Annotated in this window: 21 protein-coding genes; 10 read left to right on the forward strand and 11 right to left on the reverse strand. The window is 72.6% G+C overall.

Features of this window, described 5'->3' with window-relative positions:
• Window positions 1-14: 14 nt before the first annotated feature.
• From secD to IE170_RS15230, 5 genes are all read left to right on the forward strand, one after another.
• Complete coding sequence (secD, locus tag IE170_RS15210) at window positions 15-2330, forward strand: protein translocase subunit SecD (protein WP_189809894.1); 2316 nt, start codon at window positions 15-17, stop codon at window positions 2328-2330.
• A 432-nt stretch (window positions 2331-2762) separates the two neighbouring features.
• Complete coding sequence (locus tag IE170_RS15215) at window positions 2763-3221, forward strand: hypothetical protein (RefSeq protein WP_189809895.1); 459 nt, start codon at window positions 2763-2765, stop codon at window positions 3219-3221.
• Between the two features lie 184 nt (window positions 3222-3405).
• Window positions 3406-4731 carry a tetratricopeptide repeat protein gene (locus IE170_RS15220; protein ID WP_189809896.1) on the forward strand — a complete coding sequence of 442 codons (1326 nt, stop codon included), beginning with the start codon at window positions 3406-3408 and terminating at the stop codon, window positions 4729-4731.
• The gene (locus tag IE170_RS15225) at window positions 4728-5804 is read left to right on the forward strand and encodes a tetratricopeptide repeat protein (protein WP_189809897.1); all 1077 of its coding nucleotides are present in this window, start codon (window positions 4728-4730) and stop codon (window positions 5802-5804) included. The genes IE170_RS15220 and IE170_RS15225 overlap by 4 nt, the downstream gene beginning before the upstream one ends.
• Before the next feature lie 97 nt (window positions 5805-5901).
• Window positions 5902-6345 (forward strand): cupin domain-containing protein, encoded by a 444-nt coding sequence (locus IE170_RS15230; protein WP_189809898.1) that lies wholly within the window; start codon window positions 5902-5904, stop codon window positions 6343-6345.
• A gap of 387 nt (window positions 6346-6732) precedes the next feature.
• Here the strand turns inward: IE170_RS15230 and IE170_RS15235 are convergent, their stop codons facing one another.
• The 3 genes from IE170_RS15235 to IE170_RS15245 all read right to left on the reverse strand — a co-directional run bounded on the left by IE170_RS15235 (window position 6733) and on the right by IE170_RS15245 (window position 10510).
• Window positions 6733-7518, reverse strand: coding sequence for a hypothetical protein (locus IE170_RS15235; protein ID WP_189809899.1), 786 nt, complete (start codon window positions 7516-7518; stop codon window positions 6733-6735).
• Between the two features lie 224 nt (window positions 7519-7742).
• Entirely contained in the window at window positions 7743-8384 is a 642-nt protein-coding gene (locus tag IE170_RS15240; RefSeq protein WP_308428398.1) for an STAS domain-containing protein, read from the reverse strand.
• Window positions 8276-10510 carry an MMPL family transporter gene (locus IE170_RS15245; RefSeq protein ID WP_189809901.1) on the reverse strand — a complete coding sequence of 745 codons (2235 nt, stop codon included), beginning with the start codon at window positions 10508-10510 and terminating at the stop codon, window positions 8276-8278. The genes IE170_RS15240 and IE170_RS15245 overlap by 109 nt, the downstream gene beginning before the upstream one ends.
• Before the next feature lie 472 nt (window positions 10511-10982).
• Between IE170_RS15245 and IE170_RS15250 the strand changes: the two genes are divergently transcribed.
• Together IE170_RS15250 and IE170_RS15255 are read left to right on the forward strand one after the other, a co-directional pair.
• Window positions 10983-12107: a sensor histidine kinase gene (locus IE170_RS15250; protein WP_189809902.1), complete on the forward strand. Its 1125-nt coding sequence runs from the start codon at window positions 10983-10985 to the stop codon at window positions 12105-12107.
• Entirely contained in the window at window positions 12104-12781 is a 678-nt protein-coding gene (locus IE170_RS15255; RefSeq protein WP_189809903.1) for a response regulator, read from the forward strand. Before IE170_RS15250 ends, IE170_RS15255 begins: the two co-directional genes overlap by 4 nt.
• Before the next feature lie 23 nt (window positions 12782-12804).
• On the opposite strand, the gene IE170_RS15260 is transcribed toward IE170_RS15255, so the two are convergent.
• The 3 genes from IE170_RS15260 to IE170_RS15270 form a co-directional block, all read right to left on the reverse strand.
• Window positions 12805-14025 (reverse strand): acyltransferase family protein, encoded by a 1221-nt coding sequence (locus IE170_RS15260; protein ID WP_373298994.1) that lies wholly within the window; start codon window positions 14023-14025, stop codon window positions 12805-12807.
• A 53-nt stretch (window positions 14026-14078) separates the two neighbouring features.
• Window positions 14079-16166 carry a bifunctional polysaccharide deacetylase/glycosyltransferase family 2 protein gene (locus IE170_RS15265; RefSeq protein WP_373298995.1) on the reverse strand — a complete coding sequence of 696 codons (2088 nt, stop codon included), beginning with the start codon at window positions 16164-16166 and terminating at the stop codon, window positions 14079-14081.
• 93 nt (window positions 16167-16259) lie between these two features.
• Window positions 16260-16688, reverse strand: a complete 429-nt coding sequence (locus IE170_RS15270) for a hypothetical protein (protein WP_189809904.1) — start codon at window positions 16686-16688, stop codon at window positions 16260-16262.
• 318 nt (window positions 16689-17006) lie between these two features.
• Between IE170_RS15270 and IE170_RS15275 the strand changes: the two genes are divergently transcribed.
• Both IE170_RS15275 and IE170_RS15280 read left to right on the forward strand, forming a co-directional pair.
• Window positions 17007-17945 (forward strand): glycoside hydrolase family 16 protein, encoded by a 939-nt coding sequence (locus IE170_RS15275; protein ID WP_189809905.1) that lies wholly within the window; start codon window positions 17007-17009, stop codon window positions 17943-17945.
• 129 nt (window positions 17946-18074) lie between these two features.
• Entirely contained in the window at window positions 18075-18743 is a 669-nt protein-coding gene (locus tag IE170_RS15280; RefSeq protein ID WP_189809906.1) for a hypothetical protein, read from the forward strand.
• A gap of 31 nt (window positions 18744-18774) precedes the next feature.
• Here IE170_RS15280 and IE170_RS15285 read toward each other — a convergent pair whose 3' ends face one another.
• The gene (locus tag IE170_RS15285) at window positions 18775-19962 is read right to left on the reverse strand and encodes an MFS transporter (RefSeq protein WP_189809907.1); all 1188 of its coding nucleotides are present in this window, start codon (window positions 19960-19962) and stop codon (window positions 18775-18777) included.
• Between the two features lie 55 nt (window positions 19963-20017).
• On the opposite strand from IE170_RS15285, the gene IE170_RS15290 reads away from it, so the two are divergent.
• Entirely contained in the window at window positions 20018-20761 is a 744-nt protein-coding gene (locus IE170_RS15290) for an AraC family transcriptional regulator (RefSeq protein ID WP_189809908.1), read from the forward strand.
• Between the two features lie 105 nt (window positions 20762-20866).
• Here the strand turns inward: IE170_RS15290 and IE170_RS15295 are convergent, their stop codons facing one another.
• From IE170_RS15295 to IE170_RS15310, 4 genes are all read right to left on the reverse strand, one after another.
• On the reverse strand, window positions 20867-21667 hold the full coding sequence (locus IE170_RS15295; RefSeq protein ID WP_189809909.1) for a hypothetical protein: 801 nt from the start codon (window positions 21665-21667) through the stop codon (window positions 20867-20869).
• Between the two features lie 150 nt (window positions 21668-21817).
• Window positions 21818-22771, reverse strand: a complete 954-nt coding sequence (locus IE170_RS15300) for a TolB-like translocation protein (RefSeq protein WP_189809910.1) — start codon at window positions 22769-22771, stop codon at window positions 21818-21820.
• A complete protein-coding gene (locus IE170_RS15305) occupies window positions 22768-23940 on the reverse strand; it encodes an MFS transporter (RefSeq protein WP_229884784.1) in 1173 nt (390 codons plus the stop codon). Before IE170_RS15305 ends, IE170_RS15300 begins: the two co-directional genes overlap by 4 nt.
• A gap of 153 nt (window positions 23941-24093) precedes the next feature.
• The gene (locus IE170_RS15310; protein WP_229884786.1) at window positions 24094-25851 is read right to left on the reverse strand and encodes an RICIN domain-containing protein; all 1758 of its coding nucleotides are present in this window, start codon (window positions 25849-25851) and stop codon (window positions 24094-24096) included.
• Window positions 25852-25889 lie beyond the last annotated feature (38 nt).

A 25889-nucleotide genomic window follows, 5' to 3' on the forward strand; every position in this document is an offset into this window, starting at 1 on the left:
TGCCGGAGAACCCGTTGCCACGCCACCACAAGCGCTCGCTGCGCACACGAGCGCTGCTCGCCCTCGCCGTGCTCGCCGCGGCACTGACCATCGCCCTCACCGTGCCGGTCCGCCTCGGCCTCGACCTGAGCGGCGGCACGCAGATCGTGCTGGAGACCCGCCCCACCCCGTCCACCGGCATCAGCCGTGAAGCCACCGACCGCACGGTGGAGGTCCTGCGCGGCCGCATCGACGCGCTCGGCCTCGCCGAGCCCACCCTCGTGCGCTCCGGCGACCACCGCATCATCGTCGAACTGCCCGGCGTACAGGACCCGGGCAAGGCCGCGGACGTCCTCGGCCGCACGGCCCAGCTCACCATCCACGCCGTTCAGGGCCCGGCCGACACCGACGCCCCGGCGGCGGACCCGGCCTCCGAACGCGTCCTCCCAGACGAGTCCGGGCAGCCCCTGCGGCTGAAGGCCGCCGCGCTGCGGGGGGACGACGTCAAGGGGGCCGCCGCCCGGTTCGACCCGCAGAACGGCACCGGGTGGCACATCACCGTGGACTTCACCGACCAAGGCTCCGCCCGGTGGGCCGAGATCACCGGCGAGGCCGCCTGCCGCCCGGTCGGCGACCCCGGGCGACGCATCGCCATCGTCCTCGACGACAAGATCATCTCCTCGCCGGGCATCGACCCGTCCGTCGCGTGCGGCGCCGGCATAGGGGGAGGGGCGACCCGGATCACCGGATCCTTCAGCGACACCGACGCCCGCAACCTCGCCCTGCTCATCTCCGGCGGCGCCCTCCCCGTGCCCGTCGAGATCATCGAACAGCGCGTGATCGGCCCCACCCTCGGCGCCGCGGCCGTCACCGCCGCCGCCTGGGCCGCCGCCATCGGCACCGCCCTGACCGCGCTGTTCGTCATGGCCGTCTACCGCCTCATGGGCCTGCTCGCCACCCTGGCCCTCACCTGCTACGGCCTCATCTCCTACGCCGCCCTGGCCGCCCTGGGCGCCACCCTGACCCTGCCCGGCCTCGCCGGATTCGTCCTGACCATCGGCATTGCCGTGGACGCCAACGTCCTCGTCCTCGAACGGGCCCGCGAGGACTTCGCCGCCCGCACACGCCCCACCGCCCGCTCGGCCCTGACCGCCGGGTTCCGCGGGGCACTGAGCGCCATCGCCGACTCCAACATCACCACCCTCATCGCCGCAGCGCTCCTCTTCGCCCTGGCCTCCGGACCGGTCCGCGGCTTCGGCGTCACCCTCGGCATCGGCGTCCTGGCATCCATGATCAGCACCCTGTTGATCACCCGGGTGCTCGCCGACCACGCGGCGAGCCGCCCTTCCGTCCACCGCCGCCCCCGCATCACGGGCATCGCGGACACCGGCTGGACACGGGACCGCCTGCTGCACCGCAACCCGCACCTGATGCGACGCCCCCACCGCTGGCTGGCCGTCTCCGCCGCCCTCCTCGTCGCCGCGGCGTCGGGCATCCTCGTCCGAGGCCTCGACCTCGGCATCGAGTTCAGCGGCGGCCGGCTCATCGAGTACACCACCAGCCGATCCGTCGATCCCGAAGACGCCCGCACCGCCCTGGCCGAGACCGGCTTCCCCCGCACGCTCGTCCAGACATCCGGCGACAACGAATTGACGGTCCGGGCCGAAAACCTGACGAACGCCCAAACGGCCACGGTCACCGAAACGATCACCCGCCTCGGCGGCGACGCCCAGAAGATCCGCGACGAACTCGTCGGGCCCACCCTGGGCGAGGAGCTGCGCCGCAACGCCCTCATCGCCCTCGGTCTCGCCCTCGCCGCCCAACTGGCCTACCTGACGGTCCGCTTCCGCTGGCGGTTCGCCACCGCGGCCGTCGCCGCACTCGCCCACGACGTGCTCATCCTCGTGGGCGTGTTCGCCTGGCTCGGCAAACCGGTCGACGGCATCTTCCTGGCGGCCCTGCTGACCGTCATCGGCTACTCGGTCAACGACTCCGTCGTCCTCTTCGACCGCATCCGCGAACTCCTCGCCCGCAACCACTTGGCACCCCTGCCCCTCACGGCGAACCGGGCGATCCTGCAAACCCTCCCGCGCACGGTCAACACGGGCATGGGCGCCGCCCTCGTCCTGACCGCCCTGGCCGTCCTCGCCGAAGACGCCCTCACGGACTTCGCCCTGGCCCTGCTCATCGGCCTGGCCATAGGCACCTACTCCTCCGTCTTCACGGCAACCCCCACCGCCCTCGCCCTCCACCCGGCGCCCCGGCCCCGCACCCGCGCCTCGGGCAAGCGCAAGCCCGGAGCGGCGGAAAGGCACGGCCCCGCAGTCGCCGGCGTGCCCCGGCCACGCTGACGGCGGGCAGCCGACGAAAGAGGGAAGGACCCCCTCGTCCGGCGCCGCACGACTGCGGCGCCGGACGACACCGCCCCGGCACGCCGTCCCCCTGGGAGACAATCTGCCGAGCATGAGATCGCGGTACGTGCTGCCCGTTGCCCGGAACCCGGGCGGAGCGCCGACCGCCCGCTCGACACCGGCTTCGGCGCGCTGCGGAGCCGGTGCGGGCTCGGTAAACTGGAAATCCGGTCACGGGGACCGCCCCGGGCCGCGACTGTGGCGCCCGACCTTCCCCCGCATGCATCCCGCGCGATCACCACCCCTTCCGGCACCCCGGGTGCCGTGGACGGGCGGGCGGACTCCGCCCCGCGCCCCTGCCGCCCGTTCCGCGCCGCCTCTCGGCGTGAACCGGCCGGCGGCCCTGCATCCGCACCTCACCGAGGAGCAGTCATGCGCACGCTCTCGCGCTCGACTTCCCGCTGCACGCGCCGCGTCACGATCGGCGTGGCCGGCGCGGCCCTGATCGGCCTCGGCCTGGCCCCGCCCGCCCTGGCCGCACCGGCGCCCGGCACTTCCCCTGCGCGAACCCTCTCGGCCCACCCGTACAAGGCCCCCCAGCCCTATGTGTTCTCCTACGGGTACAACGGCCACCTCTCCCTGGGCGGCGGGAACTTCACCGTGGGCGGCCGTGTCTACGTGGTGGTCAAGCTGAACTCGGGGGCCACGCACTACGGCAAGTGGGTGGTCGCGCGTCCAGGACAGCGCAACCCCGGCGGGACGTTCCACGTCGAGACGCGGATCCCGTACCAATGCCCGCCCGGCAAGAACGGCTTCGCGCGCGGCTACGACGAGGCCACCGGCGTCTGGTCGCCCAAGCTGCCCGTGTCGATCTGCGTCCGCTTCGACTGAACCGCTGCGCAGGGCACGAGAGGCGGCCGTCGCCCCACCCCGCCAGCACACCGGCGGGGTGGGGCGACGGCCGGCGAGGGGAGTGCACCTCGCGGGGCGGCGGATGCCGGGAACGTCGCCGTGGTGACCCACCACACACCCCCCTGGCTGGACCCCCGGCAACGGTCACACGTAAACATTGATCATGCAGTCAGAGTCCTCCGCCCCGGAATCCCCGCTGATACGAAGCCTGCGCACAGCCGTGGACGCGGCCCCCGAGGACGTGCCCCTGCGCCTGCACCTCGCCGAAATGCTGCTCGCTGCGGGTCGGCACGACGCCGCGGTGGCAGAGGCGGCCGCCGCGTTGCAGCATGCGCCGGGGGACGGAGCAGCACGCGAGCTGATGGTGCGGGCGATGGGGGTCCAGGCACCCCCTGCCTCCGCGACCCATGACACGTCCCCGCCCGCCGATCCGGTCGCGTCCGTCGAAGCGGCCGCAGCCGAAAGGCCCGCCACCCCTGACACACCGTCCCCCCGCGCCGGATTCGACTGGCGGGCGGCCGAGCAGGAGGTCGACGGCATCGTCGAACCCCGCTTCGTCGAACCCGCCACCGCCGACGGCAGCGGCGACCCGGGCGACGCAGACGCCTGGGACGTCTCCGCTCCCGGCGCCGTACGCCTCGCGGACGTCGGCGGCATGCAGGAGGTCAAGGACCGCCTCGAAGCCGCGTTCCTCGCACCGATGCGCAACCCCGAACTGCGCAGGCTGTACGGCAAGAGCCTGCGCGGCGGGCTCCTCCTGTACGGACCGCCCGGCTGCGGCAAGACCTTCATCGCCCGCGCCATCGCCGGCGAGCTCGGCGCGGGGTTCCTGTCCGTGTCCGTGGGCGACGTCCTCGACATGTGGATCGGCAACTCCGAACGCAACATGCACGAGGTCTTCGAGACCGCCCGCCGCCAGGCGCCCTGCGTCGTCTTCCTCGACGAACTGGACGCGCTCGGCGGCAAGCGCAGCCGGACGCAGCACAGCGGCATGCGCAACACCGTCAACCAGCTCCTCACCGAGCTCGACGGCATCGACTCCGCAGCCAACGAGGGCGTGTTCGTCCTCGCCGCCACCAACGTCCCCTGGGACGTGGACGTCGCGCTCCGGCGTCCCGGGCGCCTGGACCGAACCCTCCTCGTCCTGCCGCCCGACGCCACCGCCCGCGAGGCGATCCTCCGCTACCACCTGCGCGACCGGCCCATCGAGGCAGTCGACCTGGGGCGCCTCGTCAAGGCGACGGACGGCCTCTCGGGCGCGGACCTGGCCCATGTGTGCGAGTCGGCGGCCGAGAACGCCCTGCTCGACTCGGCACGCTCCGGCGTGATCCGCATGATCGGAACGAAAGACCTCCTCGACGCCGCGAAGTCGGTGGTCCCGTCCACCGAACCGTGGTTCGCGGCGGCGCGGAACGTGGCGATGTACGCCAACGAGGGCGGCATGTACGACGACCTGGTGACGTACCTGAAGAAGAGGCGCAAGCTGTGAGCGGAAACCCGGTACTGGCGCGCGCAGGCGCCCTCCAGGCGGCAGACCGCTATGAGGAGTCCAAGGCCGTACTCGCCCCCCACCTGGCCGAGGAGCCGGACGACGACTGGGCCTGGCAACTGCTCGCCGTCGCCCACGAGAGACTCGGCGAGTACGAGCCGGCGGCGCGGGCGGCCGGCGAAATGCTGCGGATCTCCCCGGGACACGTCGGCGCGCTCATGCTGCTGTCCCGGGTGCTCCTCAACCTCGGCCGGCAGCCCGAGGCACGGGCCGCGGCGGAGGAAGCCGTCCGCAGGGCGCCCGACAAGTGGGCCTCGCACTACGCGCTGTCCAGGGTGCTCATCGCCTACGCGACGGCCCCGCCCGCCGACCACGAGCGGGCGTACGAGGCCGCCCGCGAAGCCGTGCGCCTAGCCCCACAGGAACCGGGCACCCACAAGGCCCTGTGTTTCGCGGCCGTACGCACGCAGCGCCAGGACGTCGCGAAGCAGGCCCTGGTCGAATGGCTGCGCCTCGACCCGTCCGACGAGACGGCCCAGGCCATGTACACCGACGCCATGGCCACCGGCCCGGACGTCACGGCCGCCCAGGCCGCGGCGATGTACTCCGCCGGCCTCGCGGGCGCACCCCACTCCCCGATGCTGCGCAGCGGCCTCGACGACGCCACGTACCGCCTGCTGCGGGGAACGCGCTGGCTCGCGCTCGCCTGCCTCGCCTTTGCGGGAGTGACGATCGACCTCTTCGCCACGGCCAAGGACCCGGTCCTGCGGGAGCTGCCCGTACCGCTCGGCAACCGTCTCTGGGTGCTGACGGTCATGGCCGCGGTGTGGGGGTTCGGCGCGCTGTTCCGCTACAGCCGGATGCGCAGGGGAGTGCAGCTCACCATCCGCTCCCTCGTCCGCCGCGGCCGCTGGTCCCGGATCGTCGTGGCCCAGGCGGCATGGACGATGCTCTGCGCCCTGCTGATCTCCCAGATCCCGTGGACCGACCGCAGCGTGCCGGAGGTCCTGTTCTGGGCGGGCTTGGTCGTGCCCTTCTCGACCATGCCGTACGACCGCAGGAAGAGCGGGTGACCTCGCTTTTGCCGAAACGGCAACGGCAATTGCCGCGTCCGGGGGGAGGCAGCAGCCTGGGGTCCGGCAGAGACCGCTGAACACGGAGGGCTGCACGATGACCACCCGCGAAGACACCCCGGCCGCATCCGACTCCCGTTCCCGCACCCAGGTGCAGGACCGCGTCCACCACGTACGCTCCGGCGAGCTGGACGGCCACGCCGCCATCAGCGGCGGCACCGTCGGTTCCAGGAGGCTCTGGATGGGTTTGGTGGAGAACCCGCCGCTCAGCGCGACGGACAACCACCACCACGGAGAGTCGGAGGCGGGCATCTACGTGGTCAGCGGTCACCCGGTGTTCGTCTTCCACGACGGCACACGGGAGGTACGGCTCGCGGGCAGCCCCGGCGACTTCTTCCTCGTCCCCCCGTTCGTCCCGCACCGCGAGGAGAACCCCGACCCCCACGAGCCCGCGGTCGTCGTGATCGCCCGGACCACCCAGGAGCCGATCAAGGTGTCTGTGCCGGAGCTGTACCAGCTCCGCGAAACGCCCACAGAGTAGGCAGAGTGCGCGATCGGCCCGCTACGCCTCCCCACCGGCGCCCCCGACCCGAGCCCCGCCGTGCCCTCGGCACGTCGTCGACGTCGGGGGGCCGGTGGTGACGGGGCAGACGGTGCGGCTCGGCGGGGTGGAGCGGGTCCGCGTGGGCGTGAGCCGCCCAGCCCGGCGCCACCCTCTTCTCGCTCCTCAAGGAAGTCTTCGCCGGCCACGCCCACCGGGTGCCCCCGCTGTGGCGCGTCAGCGCCCTCGCCCGCCACCTCCACATCGCAGTGAGCACGGCGGCTACCACTGCCGCCTACGCGAAGCCGCCGGTCTCCCCCTGCGCGACGAATGCCGACCGAGGCCGTGGGTTGCCGGCTCGGGACCACCGGTGGGCGGCCTGCGGCGTCAGCCGCCGAGCTTGTCCAGGTCGGTGGTTTCCTCGGCGCTGGGCGCGGTCACCGTGACGGCCGTGCTGAACTCGCGGAACTCCACCCACCGCGGGTCCTTGCCGCCCTCCACGCTGTACTTCAGCAGGTACGGCTCGCCCTCGGCGGCCACATGGAAGGCAATGGTCTCACCGGCCGGGGTGGTCTTGGTCAGTACGACCGTCTTCTTGCCGCCGACCTCGGCGTTCGCACCCTTGGTCAGGCCCGTCTTCTGCTTCTCGGCGGGCTTGGTCAGGTCGTCGGCGTCACAGAAGTCTTCATCGGCGGAGTCCTCGGCGGGCACCTTGACCCAGCGGCCCTTGAGGATTTCGACAGCCGCCGCGCGCTGGGCCTTGGGCACGCCTTCCTCGCTGAGGAGGGTCTCCCACAGTTTGGCGTCCCCCTTCAGGTAGCCGGTGGTGCCCACCTGTCGAACGCTGGCGTTCGCGCCCTTCATGGTGGCCGTGCCGTCGCAGTCGCCGTTCGCGGCGATCGCCACGTCGAAGTCGGTCGGGGTCTTCTCGCCTTCCTCGATCGACGATCCCTTGGCCTTGAGCCCGTTGGCCGCTTTGGTTGCGTCCAGGGCCCTGTCCGCGATCTGGTCCGGGGTCATGCCCGCGAACGGCTCCGGGGCCGGCGACGGAACGGCGGACGCTGTGACCTGCTTGGCGGACGAGACCTGGGCCTTCTCGTTTCCACAGCCGGTCACGCCGATCGCTGCTACGACACACATTGCCGCTATGGCCAGAATCTTGCGATCCGTCACCCTGTCACTCCGTGTTTGCCCGGTTACCGCAAGCAGTGCTGCCTGCCGTAACGCCTGATGTTGCCTACTCACGACCGCGATGATCAGGCAATGGATGTACGGCAGTGGTGTGATTCAAGCCATTGCGAGGTGGTCGCCCAACTGGCGACTGCACCGAGTCACCGCCCGTCCGCATCCCGATGCCGCACGGTGCGGTGGGGCCCGCCCCTGGATGGCCCCGCCGATCAGGCCGGCGGTCGCGCGCCGTTGCCGACGGCGGCCGCATCGGTGGTGAACAGGTCGTAGGTGTCGGTGATCTTCAGTAGGCGGGTCGGCTGGGACCCGAGTCCGGTGACGGCGAGCCGGCCGCCCTCGGCCCGCATGCGCCGACGCAGACGGACGAGCACGTTCAGTCCGCTGGAGTCCATGAAGGACACGTCCCTCAGATCGAGGTACAGAGTCTTCCCGCCCAGGGGGATGATGGACGCGGCCTGTGCCAGCCGGGGCTGGTGTGCAGGTCCATCTCCCCGCTGACAGCGACCACGGTGCGGTCGGTGTGCTGCTTGGTGACCACGGTGAAGTCGTTCATCGGTTCGCCCCTCGCGTTCTCGAAGGTCGAGGGCGGCCGGTGCTTCCCGGGGGATGACGCCTGGCGCGCCCCACGTGCATGTGGGGTTTCCGGGTGGCAGGACAAGCGCAACTCCCCGCGCCCGGCAACCGCGTGGGCGGCTGCCAGGGGCGAGGAGGGCTCTCCCGAGGGGAGGGGGCGGCGACGTCGTCAGGACCGGTGGGACGCCTGCAGGTCTTCCGCCCTGCGTCCCTGCGGCTCCGGGACCGCGCGGTCCATGCCGTCCCGCCGGCCCCGTGTCGCGCGCACCGGCCACCACATTCCCCGGCCCAGCAGTGCCGCGGCCGCCGGGACCAGCAGCAGCGAGACGACGAAGGCGGACAGGAGGATGCCCAGGGCCATGGCGAAGCCCAGCTGCCGGGTACCGGGGTCCGCGTTCACCGCGAGGCTGCCGAAGGAGGCCGCGAGGACCACGCCGGCCGTGGCGATGGCCGGCGCCGTGTGCCGTACGGCCCGGGCCACGGCGGCGCGGGCCGAGCCCCCGTGCGCCATCTCCTCGCGCAGACGGTCGCTGATCAGGATGTTGTAGTCGGTGCCCAGCGCCACCACGAACAGGAACAGCACCAGCGGCAGGACGAAGGTCACGCCCGCCTCGCCGCCGAGGTGCTGGAAGACCAGAGCGGACGCGCCGAACGTCGCCGCGAAGCACAGCCCGACCGCGAGCATCAGCACCACCGGCGCCGCCAGGCTGCGCAGCAGCACCACCAGGATCAGCGCGATCAGCGCCGCCGCCACCGGGAACACCGTCCGCAGGTCCCGGTCGACCGCCGTCGCCACGTCGGCGAACACGGCCGCCGTACCTCCCACGTGTGCGCTGAGCCCGGCGGGAGTCGCCTCCCGCACGGCCTGGCGCACCGGGCCCGCCACGAGGTCGCGGGCGCGCTGCGACTGGGAGTCCACCGTCAGGTAGGCGTCCAGCCGGGCGGCGGTGCGGTCGGCGTCGAACACGGGGGCGGCCACCTCGCCCACCCCGGACACACCGGACAGCGCCCGCTGCACGACGCCCACCTCCGCGGCATCGAGGACCCGGCCGCCGTCGGCGGTGACGTACACCGTCGTCGGGTCGGACACCCCCGCCGGCAGGGCGCCGGCGATCTCCCGCGCCGTCGCGGCGGCCGCCGTCTCGTGCGGGGTGCCGCCTGCTCCGAAGTCCATGCGGACGCCCGCCACCCCCGCGGCCAGCGCGCCGAGGAGGGCGACCGACGCCGCGAGCACCAGCACCGGGCGGCGTGCCACCAACTCGCCGGTACGGCCGGCAGACCCGGGCCGCTGCCCGGCCGTCGCCGCCAGGGTCCGCGACGGCCAGAACATCTTCCGGCCGGTCACCGCCAGCAGCGCCGGCATCAGGGTCAGGCTCGCCACCAGCATCACCAGCACCGACACCGCCACCGACGGCCCGAGCACCCGGAAGTGCCCGAACGTCGCCACACCGAGCGTCGCGAACGCCGCCACGATGGTCAGCGCCGCCGAGGTCACCGCCGTGCCCACCCGCCCGGAGACGTCCGCAGCCACCAGGCGGTGGTCCTCCTCCGGGCGGCGCCGCAGCTCCTCGCGGAAGCGGAACAGCAGGAAGAGGAAGTAGTCGACGCCGATGCCGATCAGCACGGTGCTGATCATGCCCGGGGTGCCCGGGTCGAGCTCGAAGCCGGTCAGGAGGGCCGCCCCCACGACCGTGCCGACGGCGGCACCCCCCACCACGGACACCGCGAACAACGGGATGAACGCGGCCATGACACTGCGGAACACCAGCACGTTGACCAGGACGATCAGCCCGACCACCAGCAGCCCGACCACGATCTGCGTGGTCTCCTCCGCGTCGGCGCGGTCCACCACGTCGGCCAGGCCCCCGGTGAACCCCGTACGCAGCCCCGCCTCGCCGAACTCCTGCTCGGCGCGGTCGTGGAAGACCCGGTACACGGACTGCATGCCGGGATCGGTGGAGTTGCCCCTCAGCCGGGCGCCGAGCAGCGCGAACGACCCGTCGGGAGCGGTCGTCACCAGTGCCACGCGGGGGACCTGGGAGTAGTCCTCGGAGATCCCCCGTATCTGCTCCTCCGTCCAGGGCATCTCCAGGCGCGTGGCGCTCAGTTCACGCGCCACGGCCTCCACGCGCTTCTCGTCCGCGTCCTCCAGCGGCTTGCCGTCGCGCCGGGCCACCAGCACCGTCACGGCGTCAACGTCGGGCTCCGCGCCGAACTCCTCCCGGGCGACCCGCAGCGCCGCGGCCGCGTCGTACTGCGCGGGAAGGAAACCCGCGCTGTCGGTGTGCGTGACGCGGAAGACGAGCGCCTGTCCCATCAGCGTCACGAAGATGCCGAGCACCGCCCACACGACGATGACCCGCCATGGTCTGCGGGTCGAGAAACCGGTCAGGGCACGGATCACGGCGGAGTCCTCCAAGAAGTCCGAGGGCGAAGGGCCGCGGAAACCGTTGACGTCGGGGGCGGCCCCCGTGCCGGGTCGTTCCGGCACGTGTCCAGCACATCAGCCGTGGCCGGCCCGCACCTCGGAGCCGGGGACGAAAAACCCGCTGGGAGCACGGACCCGCACCGCCCGCCGACTGGGAGCCTGCTCCCGGCCGCGGCTCCCTCCCGGTCCGGACGCCGCGGCCGCGACGCACGGGCACCATGGGAGACTGAGCGGACGAACCGCAGGTCATCGGGGCGCAGACGGCGCCCCGGGCAAGAGCAGGGACGCACACGGGGAGGCGGAGATGGGACGGCGCGCGGACGAAACGCGCCCCGGCCGGGCACGGAACGGGGCGGGCGCCGGCGCGTCCGGCCCCGGGCTCCCGGACGACACGACCGGGAAGCTTCCCGGCCGGGCCGGGACGGTGAGCCGGCGCGGAAGGACGGCGTTGTGGAGCCAGCACGACGGACTCGTCGCCGTCGGCGCCGCGGCCGTCGACCTCGTGGGCTTCACCGTCACCAGCCAGATGGACCGGGGACACGTACCGCTGTCCGGATGCCTGATCACCGTCGCCGCCGCGATGTTCCTGCTGGTGCGCCGCCGCGCGCCCCTGTGCGTCCTCGCGTGCGCCCTCGCGGCGAACGTGGCGCTCACCTGGTCCAGTTCCGTGGGCCAGCACTACGGTGCCGTCACCGTCGTTGCCCTGTACACCGCCCTGCGCCACCGCAGTGCCGCGGTCGGCGCGGCGGCCGCCGCCGGCTGCGTCGCGGTGCTCCACTTCGTCCGCCCGGGGCAGCCCGCGGCCTCCCTGATGGACTTCGTCCCCAACGCCGCGTCCGCGCTGTTCGTGGCCGGCGCCGCGGCCGCCGTCGGCCGCTGGCAGCGCAACGCCCAAGCCCAGCGCCGGCTCCTCGCCGAGCGGGCCGTCTCCGACGAACGGCGCCGCATCGCCCGGGAACTGCACGACATCGTCGCCCACCACCTGACCACGATGCAGCTCCTCGCCGGAGGCGCCCGCGCCAACCTCGACCGGTCCCCGGAGACGGCCCGCGAGGCACTCGTCACCCTGGAGGGCTCCGGCCGCACCGCCCTGCGCGAGATGCGCCACCTGCTCGACGTCCTGCGGGCCGACGACGAGAACGACGAGGGCGAGACGACCGCTCCGCAGCCCGGCGTCGGCGACCTCGACCGCATCGTCGCGGACAGCCGCCGCGCCGGCCTCCCCACCACCCTCACCACCGACGGCGACCCGCGGTCGCTCCCGCCGGGCATCTCGCTCGCCGTCTTCCGCATCGTCCAGGAAGCCCTCACCAACGCCCGCAAGCACGCGGGCGACGGAGCGCACGTCGACGTGCGGCTCACCTTCGCCGTCCACGAAGTGCAGGTCGCGGTCACCGACGACGGCCCGCGCCCCGGACGCCCCGCCGCACGCGGCTCGGGCTACGGCCTCGTGGGCATGCGGGAACGCGTCGCCCTCCACGGCGGCACCCTGCGGGCGGGACCGGAGGGCGGGGGCTTCGCCGTCCGCGCCCGCCTGCCCCTGCCCGCCGACCGCCAGGAGGCGTACGCGTGAGCGCGACCGTGAAGGTCCTCATCGCCGACGACCAGCCGCTCGTCCGCCGCGGCCTCGCCCTGATGCTCGCCCCCGAACCCGGCTTCCAGGTCGTCGCCGAGGCCGCGGACGGAGCCGAGGCGGTCCGCCTCGCCCATGAGCACCGGCCCGACGTGGTCGTCATGGACATCCGCATGCCGGTCCTGGACGGCATCGCCGCCACCGAGCGGCTCACCGCCGAACTGCCCGACTGCCGCGTCCTGGCCCTGAGCACCTTCGACATGGACGAACACGTCGTGGGCGCCCTCAGGGCCGGAGCGTGCGGCTTCCTGCCGAAGGACATCTCGCCCGAGGACCTCGTCGCCGCGCTGCGCGTGGTCCGCGACGGCGAGGCGATCCTCGCCCCGAGGCTCCTCACCCGGCTCATCTCCACACACGTCACGGCACCGGAGCGCCGGCCGGCGCCCGCCGTGCCGTCCGCCGCCGAGGGGCTCACACCGCGTGAGCGGGACGTGTGGCGCCTGATCGCCGGCGGCTCGGACAACGCGGAGATAGCCGACCGGCTCGGGCTGAGCACCTCCACCGTGAAGAACCACATCACCGCCCTCTTCGCCAAGCTGCAGGTCCGCGACCGCGCGCAGGCCGTCATCGCCGCGTACGAGACGGGCCTGGTCACGGCACGACGGGAGGAGTAGCCCCCGCAGAACCCCCGCCCGCGTCAGCCCGCGGCCCGGCGTCTGCCCCGCGGGCGGCGCGCGTACGGCAGGAGCCGCGGCGGCCGTTTGGCCGCGAGGTCCTCCACCCAGCCGAAGGCCAACACGAGTGCCCCGGCGAGCGGAAGCGCCACCAGCAGCGTGAACCACTGACTGGACAGCAGCCACTGGAAGTGCGCGTAGACGAAGGGCACGCTCCAGAGCGGGTCGATCAGCGGGATGGCGGCCACCAGGGCGACCTGGTGCCAGAGGTAGACGCTGACGGCGCGTGCGTTGAGCAGGCTGACGAGGCCGTTCCACCGTTCCAGCGGCCTGGGCCACCGCTGCCAGGAGGGGCTGACGTGCAGCAGGAGGGCCACGAAGCCGAAGGACCACAATGCCTGCGCGACCGGCCAGGACTCGATGTCGGTCGCCACGGTCGGGTCGACCGGACGGGTCTGCAGGTACCAGAAGCCCGCCACCATGACCAGGGGCGCGAGGGACGGCACCACGTACTGCGGGATCTTCTTGAGCAGCCCCTCCCGGTGGGCCATGCCGAGGATCCAGCAGGCGCCGAAGGTGGCGAAGTCGTTGGCGGTCTCCCAGACCCGGCCGTAGAGGAACTCCTGGTCGAGGAAGAACGCGTTCATGACGATCACCATCGCCAGGGGAGCGCACAGCGTCGCCACCGGAAAGCGCCGCAGCGCCCGCAGCAGCAGCGGCGAGAGCAGGACGTACCACAGGTACGCCCGGAGGTACCAGAGCGGGACGATGACCTGCGCGGCCCAGGTGGGCTCCACGAACGAGAAGCCGGACAGCTCGTCCGCATACGGCGGGGTGCTCAGCGGCAGCAGCCAGAAGGCCAGCTTGGACCACCACCAGGCGGGGCGGCCGTCGGACTGCGGACCCCAGCCGGCGTACACCTGGAGGGCGATCATGACGGCGCCGAACAGCCACATCGGCGGCAGCAGCCGGCGCAGTCGGCCGCGGATCACACCGAGGGCGGGACGGCTGAGCGAGCGGGCCATCAGCGAGCCGGCCAGGGCGAACATCACGCCCATGGACGGGAAGGCGAGGGGCAGCCAGAACCAGCCGAAGTTGTGGTAGAGCACCACGCGGCCCAGCGCGAGCGCGCGCAGCAGGTCGAAGTACCGGTCCCGGCCGCCCGTGCGCACGGAGGGCGCCGCGGCCGGGGGCTCGGGCTCCGGCTGCGGCCGGGGCTCGGCGGCCCGCAGACCGGCCGGGATCCTCAGCCGCAGGGTGTCCCCGGTCCGACCGAGGTCGAGGGATGCGGTCACGGTCAGGCCTCCACCGGTGCGGCGACCTCGCCGGTGCGCCGGAGCTTCTGCCAGCGCAGCCGGCCACCGGTCATCGCCGTGATCGCGGACTGCAACAGGACGATGTACATCAGCTGCCGGTAGACCAGTTGCTGGATCGGCAGGCTGATCAGGTGCCAGGGCTTCTCGCCGTCGAGCCGGAAGGCGTACCAGGACAGTGCGGCCTGCAGGAGGATGAAGCCGCCCCAGCTGGTGAGGGTGATCGGGGCGTCCCCGAACAGCACGCCGTACAGCAGGAACAAGTCGACCAGCGGCGCCAGCAGCGGGGCGACCACACCGAACAGCACGACGAGCGGCAGCCCGAGCCGGCCGAACCGGCCCGCCGGGCCGCGGGAGGTCACGGCGCCGCGGTGCTTCCACATCGCCTGCATGCTGCCGTAGCTCCAGCGGTACCGCTGGGACCAGAGCTGCTGGAGGCTGGCGGGAGCCTCCGTCCAGGCGCGGGCGCGCTCGGCGTAGACGATCCGCCAGCCGTCGCAGAGCACCGCGATGGTGATGTCGGTGTCCTCGGCGAGGGTGTCGTCGCTCATCCCGCCGACGCGCCGCAGCGCCTCCTTGCGGAAGGCGCCGACCGCGCCCGGGATCGTCGGGATGACGCCCAGCATGTCGTACATCCGGCGGTCCAGGTTGTGGCCGAGGACGTACTCGATGTGCTGCCAGGCGCCGATCAGGCTGTCGCGGTTGCCGACCTTGGCGTTGCCCGCGACCGCGCCGATCGCCGGGTCCCCGAAGGGCTGGACCAGCTCGCGCACCGTCGACGGCTCGAAGACGGTGTCCCCGTCCATCATCACGACGAGGTCGTGCGAGGCGGCGGCGATACCCGTGTTGAGCGCGCTGGACTTGCCGCCGTTGGCCTGGCGGATCAGCCGGACGAACGGCAGGGCCATCTCCTCGACGATGTCCGCGGTGCCGTCCGTGGAGCCGTCGTCGATGACGATCACCTCGATGGGATGGTCACTGGCGGCCAGGGACCGGAGGGTGTTGGCCATGCACTCGCGCTCGTTGTAGGCGGGGACGAGTACGGTGACCGGCTCGGTCACCGGCGGCCCCCACGCGTCCCGGCGTTTCGAGCGGCGGGCGTGGAGCGGAGCGAGGACGAGCATCAGCGCGAACCGTCCGAAGTTGAGGAAGCCGACGACGGCCAGCAGCCCGACCAGCACCGGCAGGGTGAGCACGGCCACCCCGGTGGCCCAGATGAACCCCTTGCCGGCCCACAGCTGGAACCCGTGCACCGGCACGGTCGCGCTGGAGGCGCCGAGCGCCTCGGAGATGGTCGTGAAGCGGTAGCCCTGGGCCTGCAGCCTGTCGATGATCTGCACGAGCGCGGCGAGGGTCTGGGTGCGGTCGCCTCCTGCGTCGTGCAGCAGGATCAGCGCGCCCGCTCCGGGCTTGGCCGGCATCGCCGCCTTGACGATCGCGTCCACGCCGGGACGCCTCCAGTCGTCGGTGTCGCGGTCGATGAACGCGGTGAGGTAGCCGCGTGCGCCCACGTACTTGATCACCGGGTAGTTCCAGTCGTCCATCGCGGTGGCGTCGGAGGAGTACGGCGGGCGGAACAGCGCGCTGTGGACGCCCGCGACGCCGGCCAGTGCCAGCTGTGTCTGTGCCAGCTCCCAGCTGATCCGGGCACGGGACTGGTACACCAGGTCGGGGTGGGTGAAGGTGTGCACCCCGAGTTCGTGGCCGCCTGCGACGATCTTCCGGATCAGCTCCGGGTGGCGCGTGGTCATCGCGCCGGTCACGAAGAAGTCCGCGCGGACGTCGCGGGCCGCGAGCACCTCGAGGATCTTCGGAGTCCACTCCGGCGACGGCCCGTCGTCGAAGCTCAGGACCGCGGTGCGGTCGGGGATGCGGTAGCTGACGGGGTGCTCGTTCCTGGCGCCGCGCGCATCGATGACCGGACCGCCCTTCAGCAGGCGGTCCGGCACGGTCGTCTTGTCGACCGAGACGGCGATCCGGGAGTCGTGGAACGCCTCGTTCGTGGCGAGGCCGCGCAGGACGAGGAGGGCGAGCAGGCAGGCCAGCAGGGACAGCGGCATGAAGAAGCGCAGTGGCGGCGCGGCCAGTCGGCGCGGCCTGAGCAGGGACTGCCGGCGGCGCTGGTGGCGGGACAAGGGCGCTCCAGGAGGCGGTGGTGCGGATGATCAGGGTTGCTTGGTCGGCCTGCCCGAAGGCTTGGCCCCGCGCGGCGCGGCAGACGCGGGTTTCGGCGCGGCCCCGGCGGTTTTCGCGGGAGCGACGGCGTCCTTCGGCGGAACGCCGGAGGTCCTCGTCCGCGGCGTCGCGGACCGTGCGACCGCCGGAGGCGACGGCGCCGAGGACGGCGCGGACGCCCGGGCCTGCGACACGGAGGGCGCGGGTGAGGGCGCGGGCGGGCGCGAGGGCTGCACGGGCACGACCATCGCCGGGGCGTCCGCCTGCACACCGATCAGGCTGCTGCCCATGGCGACGGCCAGGACCGCGCCGACGATGGAGACCGGCCATCCGAATCCCCGCAGCATGCGGCCGCGCAGACCGGACTGGTCGACGAACACGGGTGCCTGGGCCGGCTCCTCGGAAGCCGGATCGGACATTGCGGGCACCGCCGGGTATGCCGAGCCGCGTTGCACGGGCGTGATGGCTGGGCGCACCTTGCGAGGCCTTTCATTGCAGGGTACGTAGACCGCGGGATCGCAGGGCGAACGCTAGCCCACCGTCCCGGGGCGACCCGGCCTCCATGTCCGCATTTACCCTGATCCCTCCCCGGGCCGTGACCGTATCGAAACGGAATTTGTCATACCGGTTAGTGGTGCCGAACGCCTTAGGATGACGCCCGCATGGGATCGACAGCCGATCCCCCCGCAGAGGGCGTGTCCAGGTACCGCCTCTCCACACGCCCCGAGGAGCCCGTGTTGAGCCAGCCCCGCCGCACCCGCCGCCGCCGCGTGCGGACCGCGCTCACGCTGCAGGCCCTCCTGTGCCTGCTCGCCGCGTGCTCCGGCAGCCCCGGCGACGACGGCGCCGCGCCGGCCGCGAGCCCCTCGCCGACCCCGTCCGGCCCGCCGGGAACCCTGTTCGACACCTTCCACTACAGCGGCCCCGACGACCCGGCCCTCGCCGCCCACGGCTGGGAGGTCCGCACCGGCGGCGGCGGCCCCGGCATCAAGGGCACCTGGTCCACCGCCGGCGTCGCCTTCCCTGCCGACGCGACCGCCCAGGGAGGCAGGGCACTGCAGCTGCAGTCCTCCACCGACGGCACGGAGCAGGGCACCCGGCAGGTCGAGATCCAGGGCACCGGCAAGAACCTCTTCACGGGAACCTACGCCGCCCGCGTCCACTTCAGCGACAAGCCCGCGAGCGGCCGCAACGGCGACCACGTCGTCCAGACCTTCTTCCCGATCTCCCCCTCGGACGCCTCGGACCACTACAGCGAACTCGACTTCGAGTACCTGCCGAACGGCGGCTGGGGTTCGACCGGTCCGCGACTCGACAACGTCAGCTGGCACAAGGCCGACCCGCCGGACCGGGTCAGCCACACCCTCAAGCAGCGCGTCGAGGGCTGGCACACCCTGATGGTCACCGCAATGAACGGGAAGGTCACCTACTCCATGGACGGCAAGGAGCTGTTCACCAGCTCCGGCAAGTACGTCCCGCGCGAGAAGATGGACATCCACTTCAGCAACTGGTTCATCGACCTGCCCTTCACCGGACCTGCGCGCACCTGGCACATGAAGGTCAACTGGGTCTACCACAAGGCCGACGAGGCCGTCGCACACGCAGACATCCAGAAAACGGTGGACGACTTCTACAACAAGGGCACCACTTACGTGAACACGCTCCCCAAGCCCTGACCTTCCGGCCTCTACAGTCCCCCAACCCCGCTCCGGACTGCACGGCGTCTGTCGGGATGTACCGTCAACACCTTGCTCAGGAGCGACACAAGGGCACACGGGCGCAAGGAAACCGGCACACTCGTGCCCATGCCGAGCACCCCACACCTCGCCTCCTCCGATGAGATACGAGTCCACTTCATCGAGCAGCTGGGCAGCGTCCTGCGGCGCCCAGCCGCATACGGCGACCTCGACACCGCCGTCTGGTTCCTGATGGATCACCTGCTCGTGTCCGAGCGGGACCCCGGAGCCTGGCAGGAAGAGCAGTCCCGTCTCGCCGAGTGCGGCGCCTGGTACGCGGACGGGGTCCAGGGGGTCTTCGCGAGGCTGCTGCCGAAGGACCCGGCCCCCCATACGCACACCGCCTCCGTGTACGCCGAGTTCGCGCACCGACGCGGATGGCTCACCCTCGACCGCGTTCTGTCGGCTGCGGAATACCACGCCATGCGGGACGCGCTGCCCGGCTGGTGCGCAGAGGACCGGCAGTGGCCTGACGTCACCGCGGCGTTCGGCGAACCGTCCGCCGTCATCGGCGGCCCGAACCCCCGCACCAGCAAGGCCCTCGTCTACGCCACCGCCGCTCCTGAAGTCCCCGTGCTCGTTCTGCACCTCTGGAACGACTACTCCTCGGGCCGTCCGCAACCTGCTGTGCTCGCTTCCCGAGTCGGCGGCACACTCCATCCCGAGGCATTCGCGTTCACCCCGCTCGGCCGGTCACTTCGCGGATCAGACGAGGGGGGACGTGACCAGGCGCGGTGACCTCCTGGTGGCGGCACTGGTCCGCGTAGGCCTAAGCGTCCTGCCGTGCAGCCACGGGTGCGGGTGTGGCGGTCCGAGCGCCGGGACTGTTGGGTTCGGGCAGGGTGCGGAAGAGGAGCCAGCTCAGAGCCGGCATGGCGATCAGGGGAGTGAGGGCGGCCTGCAGAGTGGTGGAGTCGGCGAGGTGCCCCAGCAGGGGACTGGTGAGGCCGCCGATGCTGACGGTGAGACCGAGGGTGACCCCGCCGGCGGTGCCGATCCGGGAGGGCAGATAGTCCTGGCCGAGGGTGACCTGGAGGGAGAAGGGGACGTACAGGCCGGCAGCGGTGAGCGCCACGCACAGGAACACGGCCGGACCGGGCGCGTAGATCACGCCGGTGACGGTGGCGATGGAGAGCAGGTAGGACCAGCCGGAGACACGCACGCGGTCGTAGCGGCCGGCCAGCACCCCGCCCAGCACCGAGCCGAAGGCGCCGCCCAGGAACAGCAGGAACAACGCGACGGTCCCCGCGGTGGTGCTTCCCTGCATGCGCTGTTGGGCGTAGAAGGAGACGAAGGTGCTCAGGCCCGTGAAGACGACGGAGCGGCAGACGACCGCCAGGGACAGCTTCACGAACGAGGCCACGTCGTCCGCCCCGCCGGGCACCTTCGCCTTCGCCGCGCCGGTCCGGGGCCGGCCGAACATCCGCACGACGGGCACACACAGAGCGGTGCCGGCGAGAGCGGGCAGGACGAGGACGGGTGTCCAGTGCAGGGAGCCGTGCCCGATCACGGCCGACACCACGAGCGGGGCGAGCGCGAAGCCGATGTTGCCGCCGAGGGAGAACCAGCTCATCGCGGTGTGACTGCCTCCGCCGGCCTGCCTTGCCATGCGGGCGGACTCCGGGTGGTACGCGGCCACGCCGATGCCGGAGACGGCGACGAAGAACAGGGTGAGCCCGTAGGAGCCGCTCAGGCCGCTGAGCGCGATGCCCACCCCGCCCAGCAGAGTGCTGACCGGCAGCAGCCACGGCATCGCCCAACGGTCGGTGAGCGCGCCGAACAGCGGCTGCGCCACCGACGACAGCAGTGACGCGGCCAGCACGATGCCGGAGGCGACCGCGTAGGTGTAGTCCCGTTCGGCCACGAAGAACGGGATCAGCGCCGCGACGGCGCCCTGGTAGATGTCGACGCAGGCGTGCCCCACGGCCAGCAGCAAGATCGATGTATTCCTTCGCACCCCTCCCATGCTGGGAGAAGCACCCGCTGTCGCGCTTTCGATAGATTGCCAGGCGATGCAGAAAATCCGCCACACCCCTGTCGCGCCGACCCGAACCCAGCGCCTGGCCTCCGGCGGCGAGATCGACGCCCACCGCCACGACGACCACCAGATCGCCTACGCCAGCCGCGGCACCATCGCGGTGACCACCGACGCCGGCTCCTGGATCGCCCCCGCCACCCGCGCGCTCTGGATCCCCGCCGGCACCGTCCACCAGCACCAGGCCCACGGCGAACTCGACCTCCACCTCATCGGCCTGCCCACCACCGACAACCCCCTCGGCCTGGACACGCCCGCCGTCCTCGCCGTCAGCCCCCTCCTGCGCGAACTCATCGTCGCCTACACCCGCGACCCCGACGACGACACCCCACCCCACCACCGCCTGCGCGCCGTCATGCTCGACCAGCTCACCCTCTCCCCGGAACGCCCCCTGCACCTGCCGGCCCCCACCGACCCCCTGCTGCACGCACTGCACGACATCCTGCGCACCGACCCTGCCGACAACCGCTCCCTCGACGACCTCGGACGCCAGATCGGCGCCAGCGCCCGCACCCTCTCGCGCCGCCTCCGCGACGACCTCGGCCTCACCTACCCCCAGTGGCGCACCCAGATCAGGCTCCACCACGCCCTGGTGCTCCTGGCCGACGACACCCCCGTCACCACCGTGGCCCACCGCTGCGGCTGGTCCTCCGCCAGCACCTTCATCGACGTCTTCCGCCGCACCTTCGGCCACACCCCCGGCACCCGCCCCACCCGCTGACACCCCGGAGGCCGATCCACTCTCGTAGGACGGCGCAGACCGGGCCGCGCCCCCCGTCGGTACACGGCCCCTTCCAGCGGGCTGGGACCCCGCGGCCACGCCGGGCTACCGCCGGAATCCCCGCCGGGGGTCCCTGGCGCGCCGGTCGTCGAACGGGGTGAACCAGGCGGCTCGGCAGCGGCCGCCCGCGCCCGTGGACGGGCCCGCCGCCGGCGCGGGGCGGGGGCGCTGCCCGCCGGCGCACGCGGCGCAGCAGGGCAGGGGCGCGTCCCGGTGCCGGAGCAGCAGGCGGGCGTGGCCGTAGTCGTCCTCGTGCTCCGGAAGCGCGTGGTGGTCGGCCTCGTCCCGGAGGACTTCCAGGTGCACGGGTGCGTCTTCGACGGCCAACCGAAGGGCCGTCTCTTCCGCCGTGCACGTGGGGGTGGGGCGGCGCCCGTCGGCGAGGTCGCCGGCCAGGTCGTCGAAGGCGCGCGCCATCCGCCGCCGCCACAGGCGGTCCGCCGCCCACGTGTGCGGCGGCAGCCGGTGGAAGACCTCCAGCGCGGCGGGGTCGGCACGGGGCAGGAACCGTCCCGCGAGCTGGAGCGCGTCGTCGTAGGCCTGGTCCGCGAGGACGACCAGCGCCGTGTGGAGCAGGTGGGCGGTCCGGGGCGTCGGCCGCCATCCGCCCGCCCGGCGGTCCCCCGCGCCCCACGGGCGGTCCCGAGGGGCGAAGAGCGCGGCGAAGTCGGGTGTGCCGTCACCCGCCGCAGGTCTGCGCCGCCCCTGCGGCATCAGGCCGGGCGCGGGCGAGGGCCGTGTTGCGGCGGGCCGTGGGGCGAGGGGCGGCGTCCGGCGTTCACTCTCGAAGGGCGGTAGGGGGTGGACGGCCAAGGCCGGGACGGCGGTCTGCAGGTGACGGTGCATGCTCGGGTCATTCCTCACGGGACGGCCTGCGGGGACAGGCCTGGACGGATGCGTTCGTGTGCGGCGGGCAGGTCGCACGCCGGGAGCGGCCTCGGCGGCGCGGCCGCGGCGGCGGCCTCCGCCGCTCGGGGACCTCGAGGGCCGCGGGCGTCAGCGCACGCCCGTGGTGACCGTCGGAGAGCTGCCCTCGACCAGCTTGACCGGCTCCCCGGATCCGTCGGCCGGCACCGTGTAGACGAAGGGCTTGCCGTGGTCCGCCCGTCCGTAGGCCACGGTGCTGTTGTCCAGCCAGGCGGCTTGGTCGTCGACGCCGGCGGGTGCGGCGAGCGGCGTGTCGGCGCCCGTCCCCAGGTCCAGCACGTGGAGTTGCCAGTGGTCGCCCACCTTCTTCTTGTACGCGATGCGCTGCTCGTCGGGCGACAGCGACGGGCACTCCACGTTCGCGCGCAGCGCCTTCAGCTCCCGGGTGGAGAGGTCGCCCCGCACGAGGTGGGTGCGCCCGTTCGCCGCCATGGTCGCGTAGAAGGTGCGGTCGTCCCCGGCGAAGGTGATCCCCCAGAAGTTCATGTCCTCCGGCTGGGTGCGCTCGCCGTCGACGAAGACGGCGAAGTCCTCCAGGGAGCCGTAGTGGCTGCCGTTGCGCAGGTCGTAGATGCCGGCCGTGGTGGAGAACTGCCCGGAGGCGGCGTACGAGTCACCGGAGCGGAAGACCGTCCAGGCGACCAGCCGGCCGGAGGGGGAGACGCGCGCCCTGCTCGGGTTGCCCCACACGGGCAGGGTCACCTCCGGCTCGGCCTTCCCCGACCGGTAGACGCGTACTTCCGAGGAGAACGGGCCGGGAAGCCCCTGCAGGCAGACCAGGGTGCCGGCGGCGACGGCGGCACGGCGGCACTCCGGCCCGGTGGCGAGCTCCTTGCCGTCCCGGGTCGTCTGGCGCACCCGGTGGCCCTTGGCGTCCACGACGACGAGCGTGTCCGGTGCGCCGAGTCGCAGCTCGCCGGTGCCGGTGTCGGCTGCGGCGCCCCGCCAGGCGACGGTGACCGCGGCGGAGCCGAGCAGGGCGACGATCAGGGCGGTTGCGCTCGCGGTGCGGATGGCGTTCATGAGTCCTTCCCGGGTCGGTGGATCAGGGTGGCGGCGGCGATGACGGCCAGGAACGTGCACCCGAACACGCCGAAGGCGGTTCCGAGGCCGCCGAGCGCGGCGACGGCGCCGAAGGCGAGCGCGCCGCCGGCCCGGGCGAGGGACTGCGCGGTCTGCACGACGGCCAGGCCCGTCGTACGCGCCGCCGCGGGGACGAGCGGGGCCACGTACGCCATCAGGACGCCGTCGGTGGCGGCGTAGAAGAGGCCGTACAGGCAGAGGACGACGGCGGTGCCCGCCCACCCGGTGAACGGGGCCAGCCAGAGGAACACGTACGCGGCGAACGCCGACAGGTGCCCGCCGAGGAACAGCGGCCACCTGCCGAGGCGGTCGGCGAGGACGCCCACCGGCACCGCGGCCGTCATGAAGACGAGGGCCGTGCCGATCGGCAGGAGCGGCAGCGCCTGGGCCGGCACGTCGAGGCGGTGCTGCAGGCCGACGTAGAAGGACATGTCGCCGACGGTGAGCAGTCCCAGCAGTGCCGCCGACAGCGTGCACCGCCGCAGGGCGGGGCTGCGCAGGGAGGCGAGGCACCCTCGCAGGCCGGGACCGCGTTCGCGGGGCGCCGGGGCCGGGCCGCGGCGGACGAAGGCCACGATGGCCACGACGCCCGCGGCGGCGAGGCAGAAGCTGACCAGGAACGCCGTGTCGTACCCGCCGGGGACCGCGAGGAGCACGGCGAAGGCGATCAGCGGCCCGAGCAGGGCGCCGCACGTGTCCATCGCCCGGTGGACCCCGAAGGCCCGGCCCAGGTCGCCTTCGGGCACCGCGGCGGTGATCAGAGCATCGCGGGGCGCGGTCCGGATGCCCTTGCCGACACGGTCGGCGGCGACCAGCGCGCCGACCGCCGGAGCCGATCCCACCGCGGGGAAGAGGAGTTTGGTGAGGGCGGAGAGAGCGTATCCGGAGGTGGCGACGGCCTTGGAGCGCCCGAACCGGTCGGCGGCGTACCCGCCGCCGATCCGGAACAGGGCGGTGGCGCCGGTGTGGAGCCCGTCCAGGGCGCCGAGTTGCAGGTAGCCGACGCCCAGTCCGTACATCAGGTACATCGGCAGGATCGCGGTGACCATCTCCGCCGAAGCGTCCGTGACGAGACTGACCAGACCGAGCGCGACGACGGTGGCTGGCACCCGCGCTCGGGCTGTGCCGCCGGGGGGCGGGGACCCCCCGGGGGTCCTGGCCGCGACGTCGCGGCTCGGGTCGGTGGCTCTGGCCTGGGACAGGTACATCGGGACGCTCCGGCGGAGGAGGGGGTCAGGACGGGGTGGGCCTACAGGCGGGCCTCAGCCGGCGATGTTGAACTTCCACTGCTGGCTGCTGCGCCCGTCGCAGGTGTTCTGGACGATGCGGGCGCCGTCCGAGGTCGAGCCGCCCGAGACGTCGAGGCACTTGCTGCTGTGCTGCGCGGCCACGGTGAGCCCGCCTCCGGAAGCGGCGATCTTCCATTTCTGCTCCGCCGCCGAGCCGCAGGTGCGCTGCTGGACCGCTGCCCCGTCACTGCTGGATCCCGGGGCGACCGAGACGCACAGGCCGCTGTTCTTCACCTTGAGCTGGTAGGTGCCGTCGGTGTTCCGGGTGGCGGTGAACTTCTGGTTGGTGTAGTTGCCGGCGGTCCACTGCACCAGCTGGGCGCCCTCGGTCGTCTTGCCGGGGTTGTCCAGCGCCTTCCCGGACTTGACGTTGACCAGCTGGTACGTCGTCCCGGACTGCACAGGCCCCTCGGGACCCGGCGTGGGCGACGCCGTCGAGGTCGGCGTCGGCGTCGGCGTGGGTGTGGGGGTGGGCGTGGGACCCGGGTCGTTGCCCTTGGCGTGGCAGGTCCCGCTGACCGAGTCGGTGAAGGTGCGGCCGGCGACCGGCTTGAAGGCGAACGAGTAGCCGGTGGAGGTCAGGTCGAACTGCCCGACGCCGTAGGTGTTGTTGTTGAACACCTCGGACGGGCCGGACGAGGTGCTGCGGCTGCTGTAGAGGGCGCGCCCGCCGGTGCCGATCACGAACGACCGTATGCCGTTGGCGGTGTCCTTCGTCCCGTTGGACATGGCGGGTGCGAACCGCTCGTAGTGGTGGTCGTGCCCCCAGACCGCCACGTCCGCCTTGAAGTCGGTGAGCGCCTTCATCAGGGGGGCCGTGCCGCTGGTGTCACCGTGGTCGCCGGAGGAGAACCGGGCGTGGTGCCAGTAGGCCATCGTGCACGGCTTCGTGCTGGCCGCCAGGTCGGCGCGCAGCCACTTCTCCTGTGCGCTGCCGGCGCCCGTGCTGATGTTGGAGTTCAGCGACACCAGGTGCCAGTCGCCGACGTCCACGCTGTAGTAGCCCTTGTCGCGGTCGCCCGTCTGGACGCCCTTGCCCTGGTAGTAGTCGAAGTAGCCCTGGGCTCCCGACGTCTTGTACTCGTGGTTGCCGGGGGAGGGGTGGACGATCGAGTTGAACTTGCCCCAGTTCTTGTCGTAGGCGCCGTTGAACTCGGACAGCTTGCCGGACTCGTACGCGTTGTCGCCCGCGGTGATCACGGCCGCGGGGGCCATGGTGCTCACCAGGGGGGCGGTCTGGTTGCAGGCGTCGCCGCAGATGTCGCCGACCGCCGCGACCCTGACGGAGGCGTTGGCCAGCGCCTCCTTCCCGGACTGGTAGCCGGTGATCGAATAGCGGCTCCCGGTCTGGGACAGCTTCGGGGTGACCGTCACGCACCCGCCGTTGAACGCACGGGTGAAGAACTCCTTGCCGGCGGCGTTGCCGGAGGTCAGCGTGTACGTGTCTCCGGAGGAGCCGGCGAGGGTGACCGTGTCGCTGCCGCGGAGCGTCAGCTCGGCGAAGCGCAGCCTCATCCAGCCGGCGCCGTCGGCGCACACCCGGCGCTCGGCGGCCGACGCCGCCTGCGAGGCGTCACCGCTGACGTTCGCGGCGCCGAGCTCGGCCCCGGGCTGCGCCAGCTGCTCCACGGCCGTGCCGGCGGCCGCGGGCGCGGCCGAGGGCTGGCCGGCGGAGGCGTTGACCATGAAGCCGCCGGCGATGAGCGCGCCGACCGAGGTCGCGATCAGCACGTTCCTTCCGTGGTGCCGCCGTGTGGGTTCCGGTTCTT

This window comes from Streptomyces toxytricini (genome assembly GCF_014649915.1).
GTDB lineage: Bacteria > Actinomycetota > Actinomycetes > Streptomycetales > Streptomycetaceae > Streptomyces > Streptomyces toxytricini.

Coding starts and splice junctions, on each gene's coding strand:
- IE170_RS15215 (WP_189809895.1), top strand. CDS start 2,763: ATGCGCACGCTCTCGCGCTCGACTTCCCGCTGCACGCGCCGCGTCACG.
- IE170_RS15300 (WP_189809910.1), bottom strand. CDS start 22,771: ATGAACGCCATCCGCACCGCGAGCGCAACCGCCCTGATCGTCGCCCTG.
- IE170_RS15270 (WP_189809904.1), bottom strand. CDS start 16,688: ATGTCCGATCCGGCTTCCGAGGAGCCGGCCCAGGCACCCGTGTTCGTC.
- IE170_RS15295 (WP_189809909.1), bottom strand. CDS start 21,667: ATGCACCGTCACCTGCAGACCGCCGTCCCGGCCTTGGCCGTCCACCCC.
- IE170_RS15280 (WP_189809906.1), top strand. CDS start 18,075: ATGCCGAGCACCCCACACCTCGCCTCCTCCGATGAGATACGAGTCCAC.
- IE170_RS15230 (WP_189809898.1), top strand. CDS start 5,902: ATGACCACCCGCGAAGACACCCCGGCCGCATCCGACTCCCGTTCCCGC.
- IE170_RS15220 (WP_189809896.1), top strand. CDS start 3,406: ATGCAGTCAGAGTCCTCCGCCCCGGAATCCCCGCTGATACGAAGCCTG.
- IE170_RS15290 (WP_189809908.1), top strand. CDS start 20,018: ATGCAGAAAATCCGCCACACCCCTGTCGCGCCGACCCGAACCCAGCGC.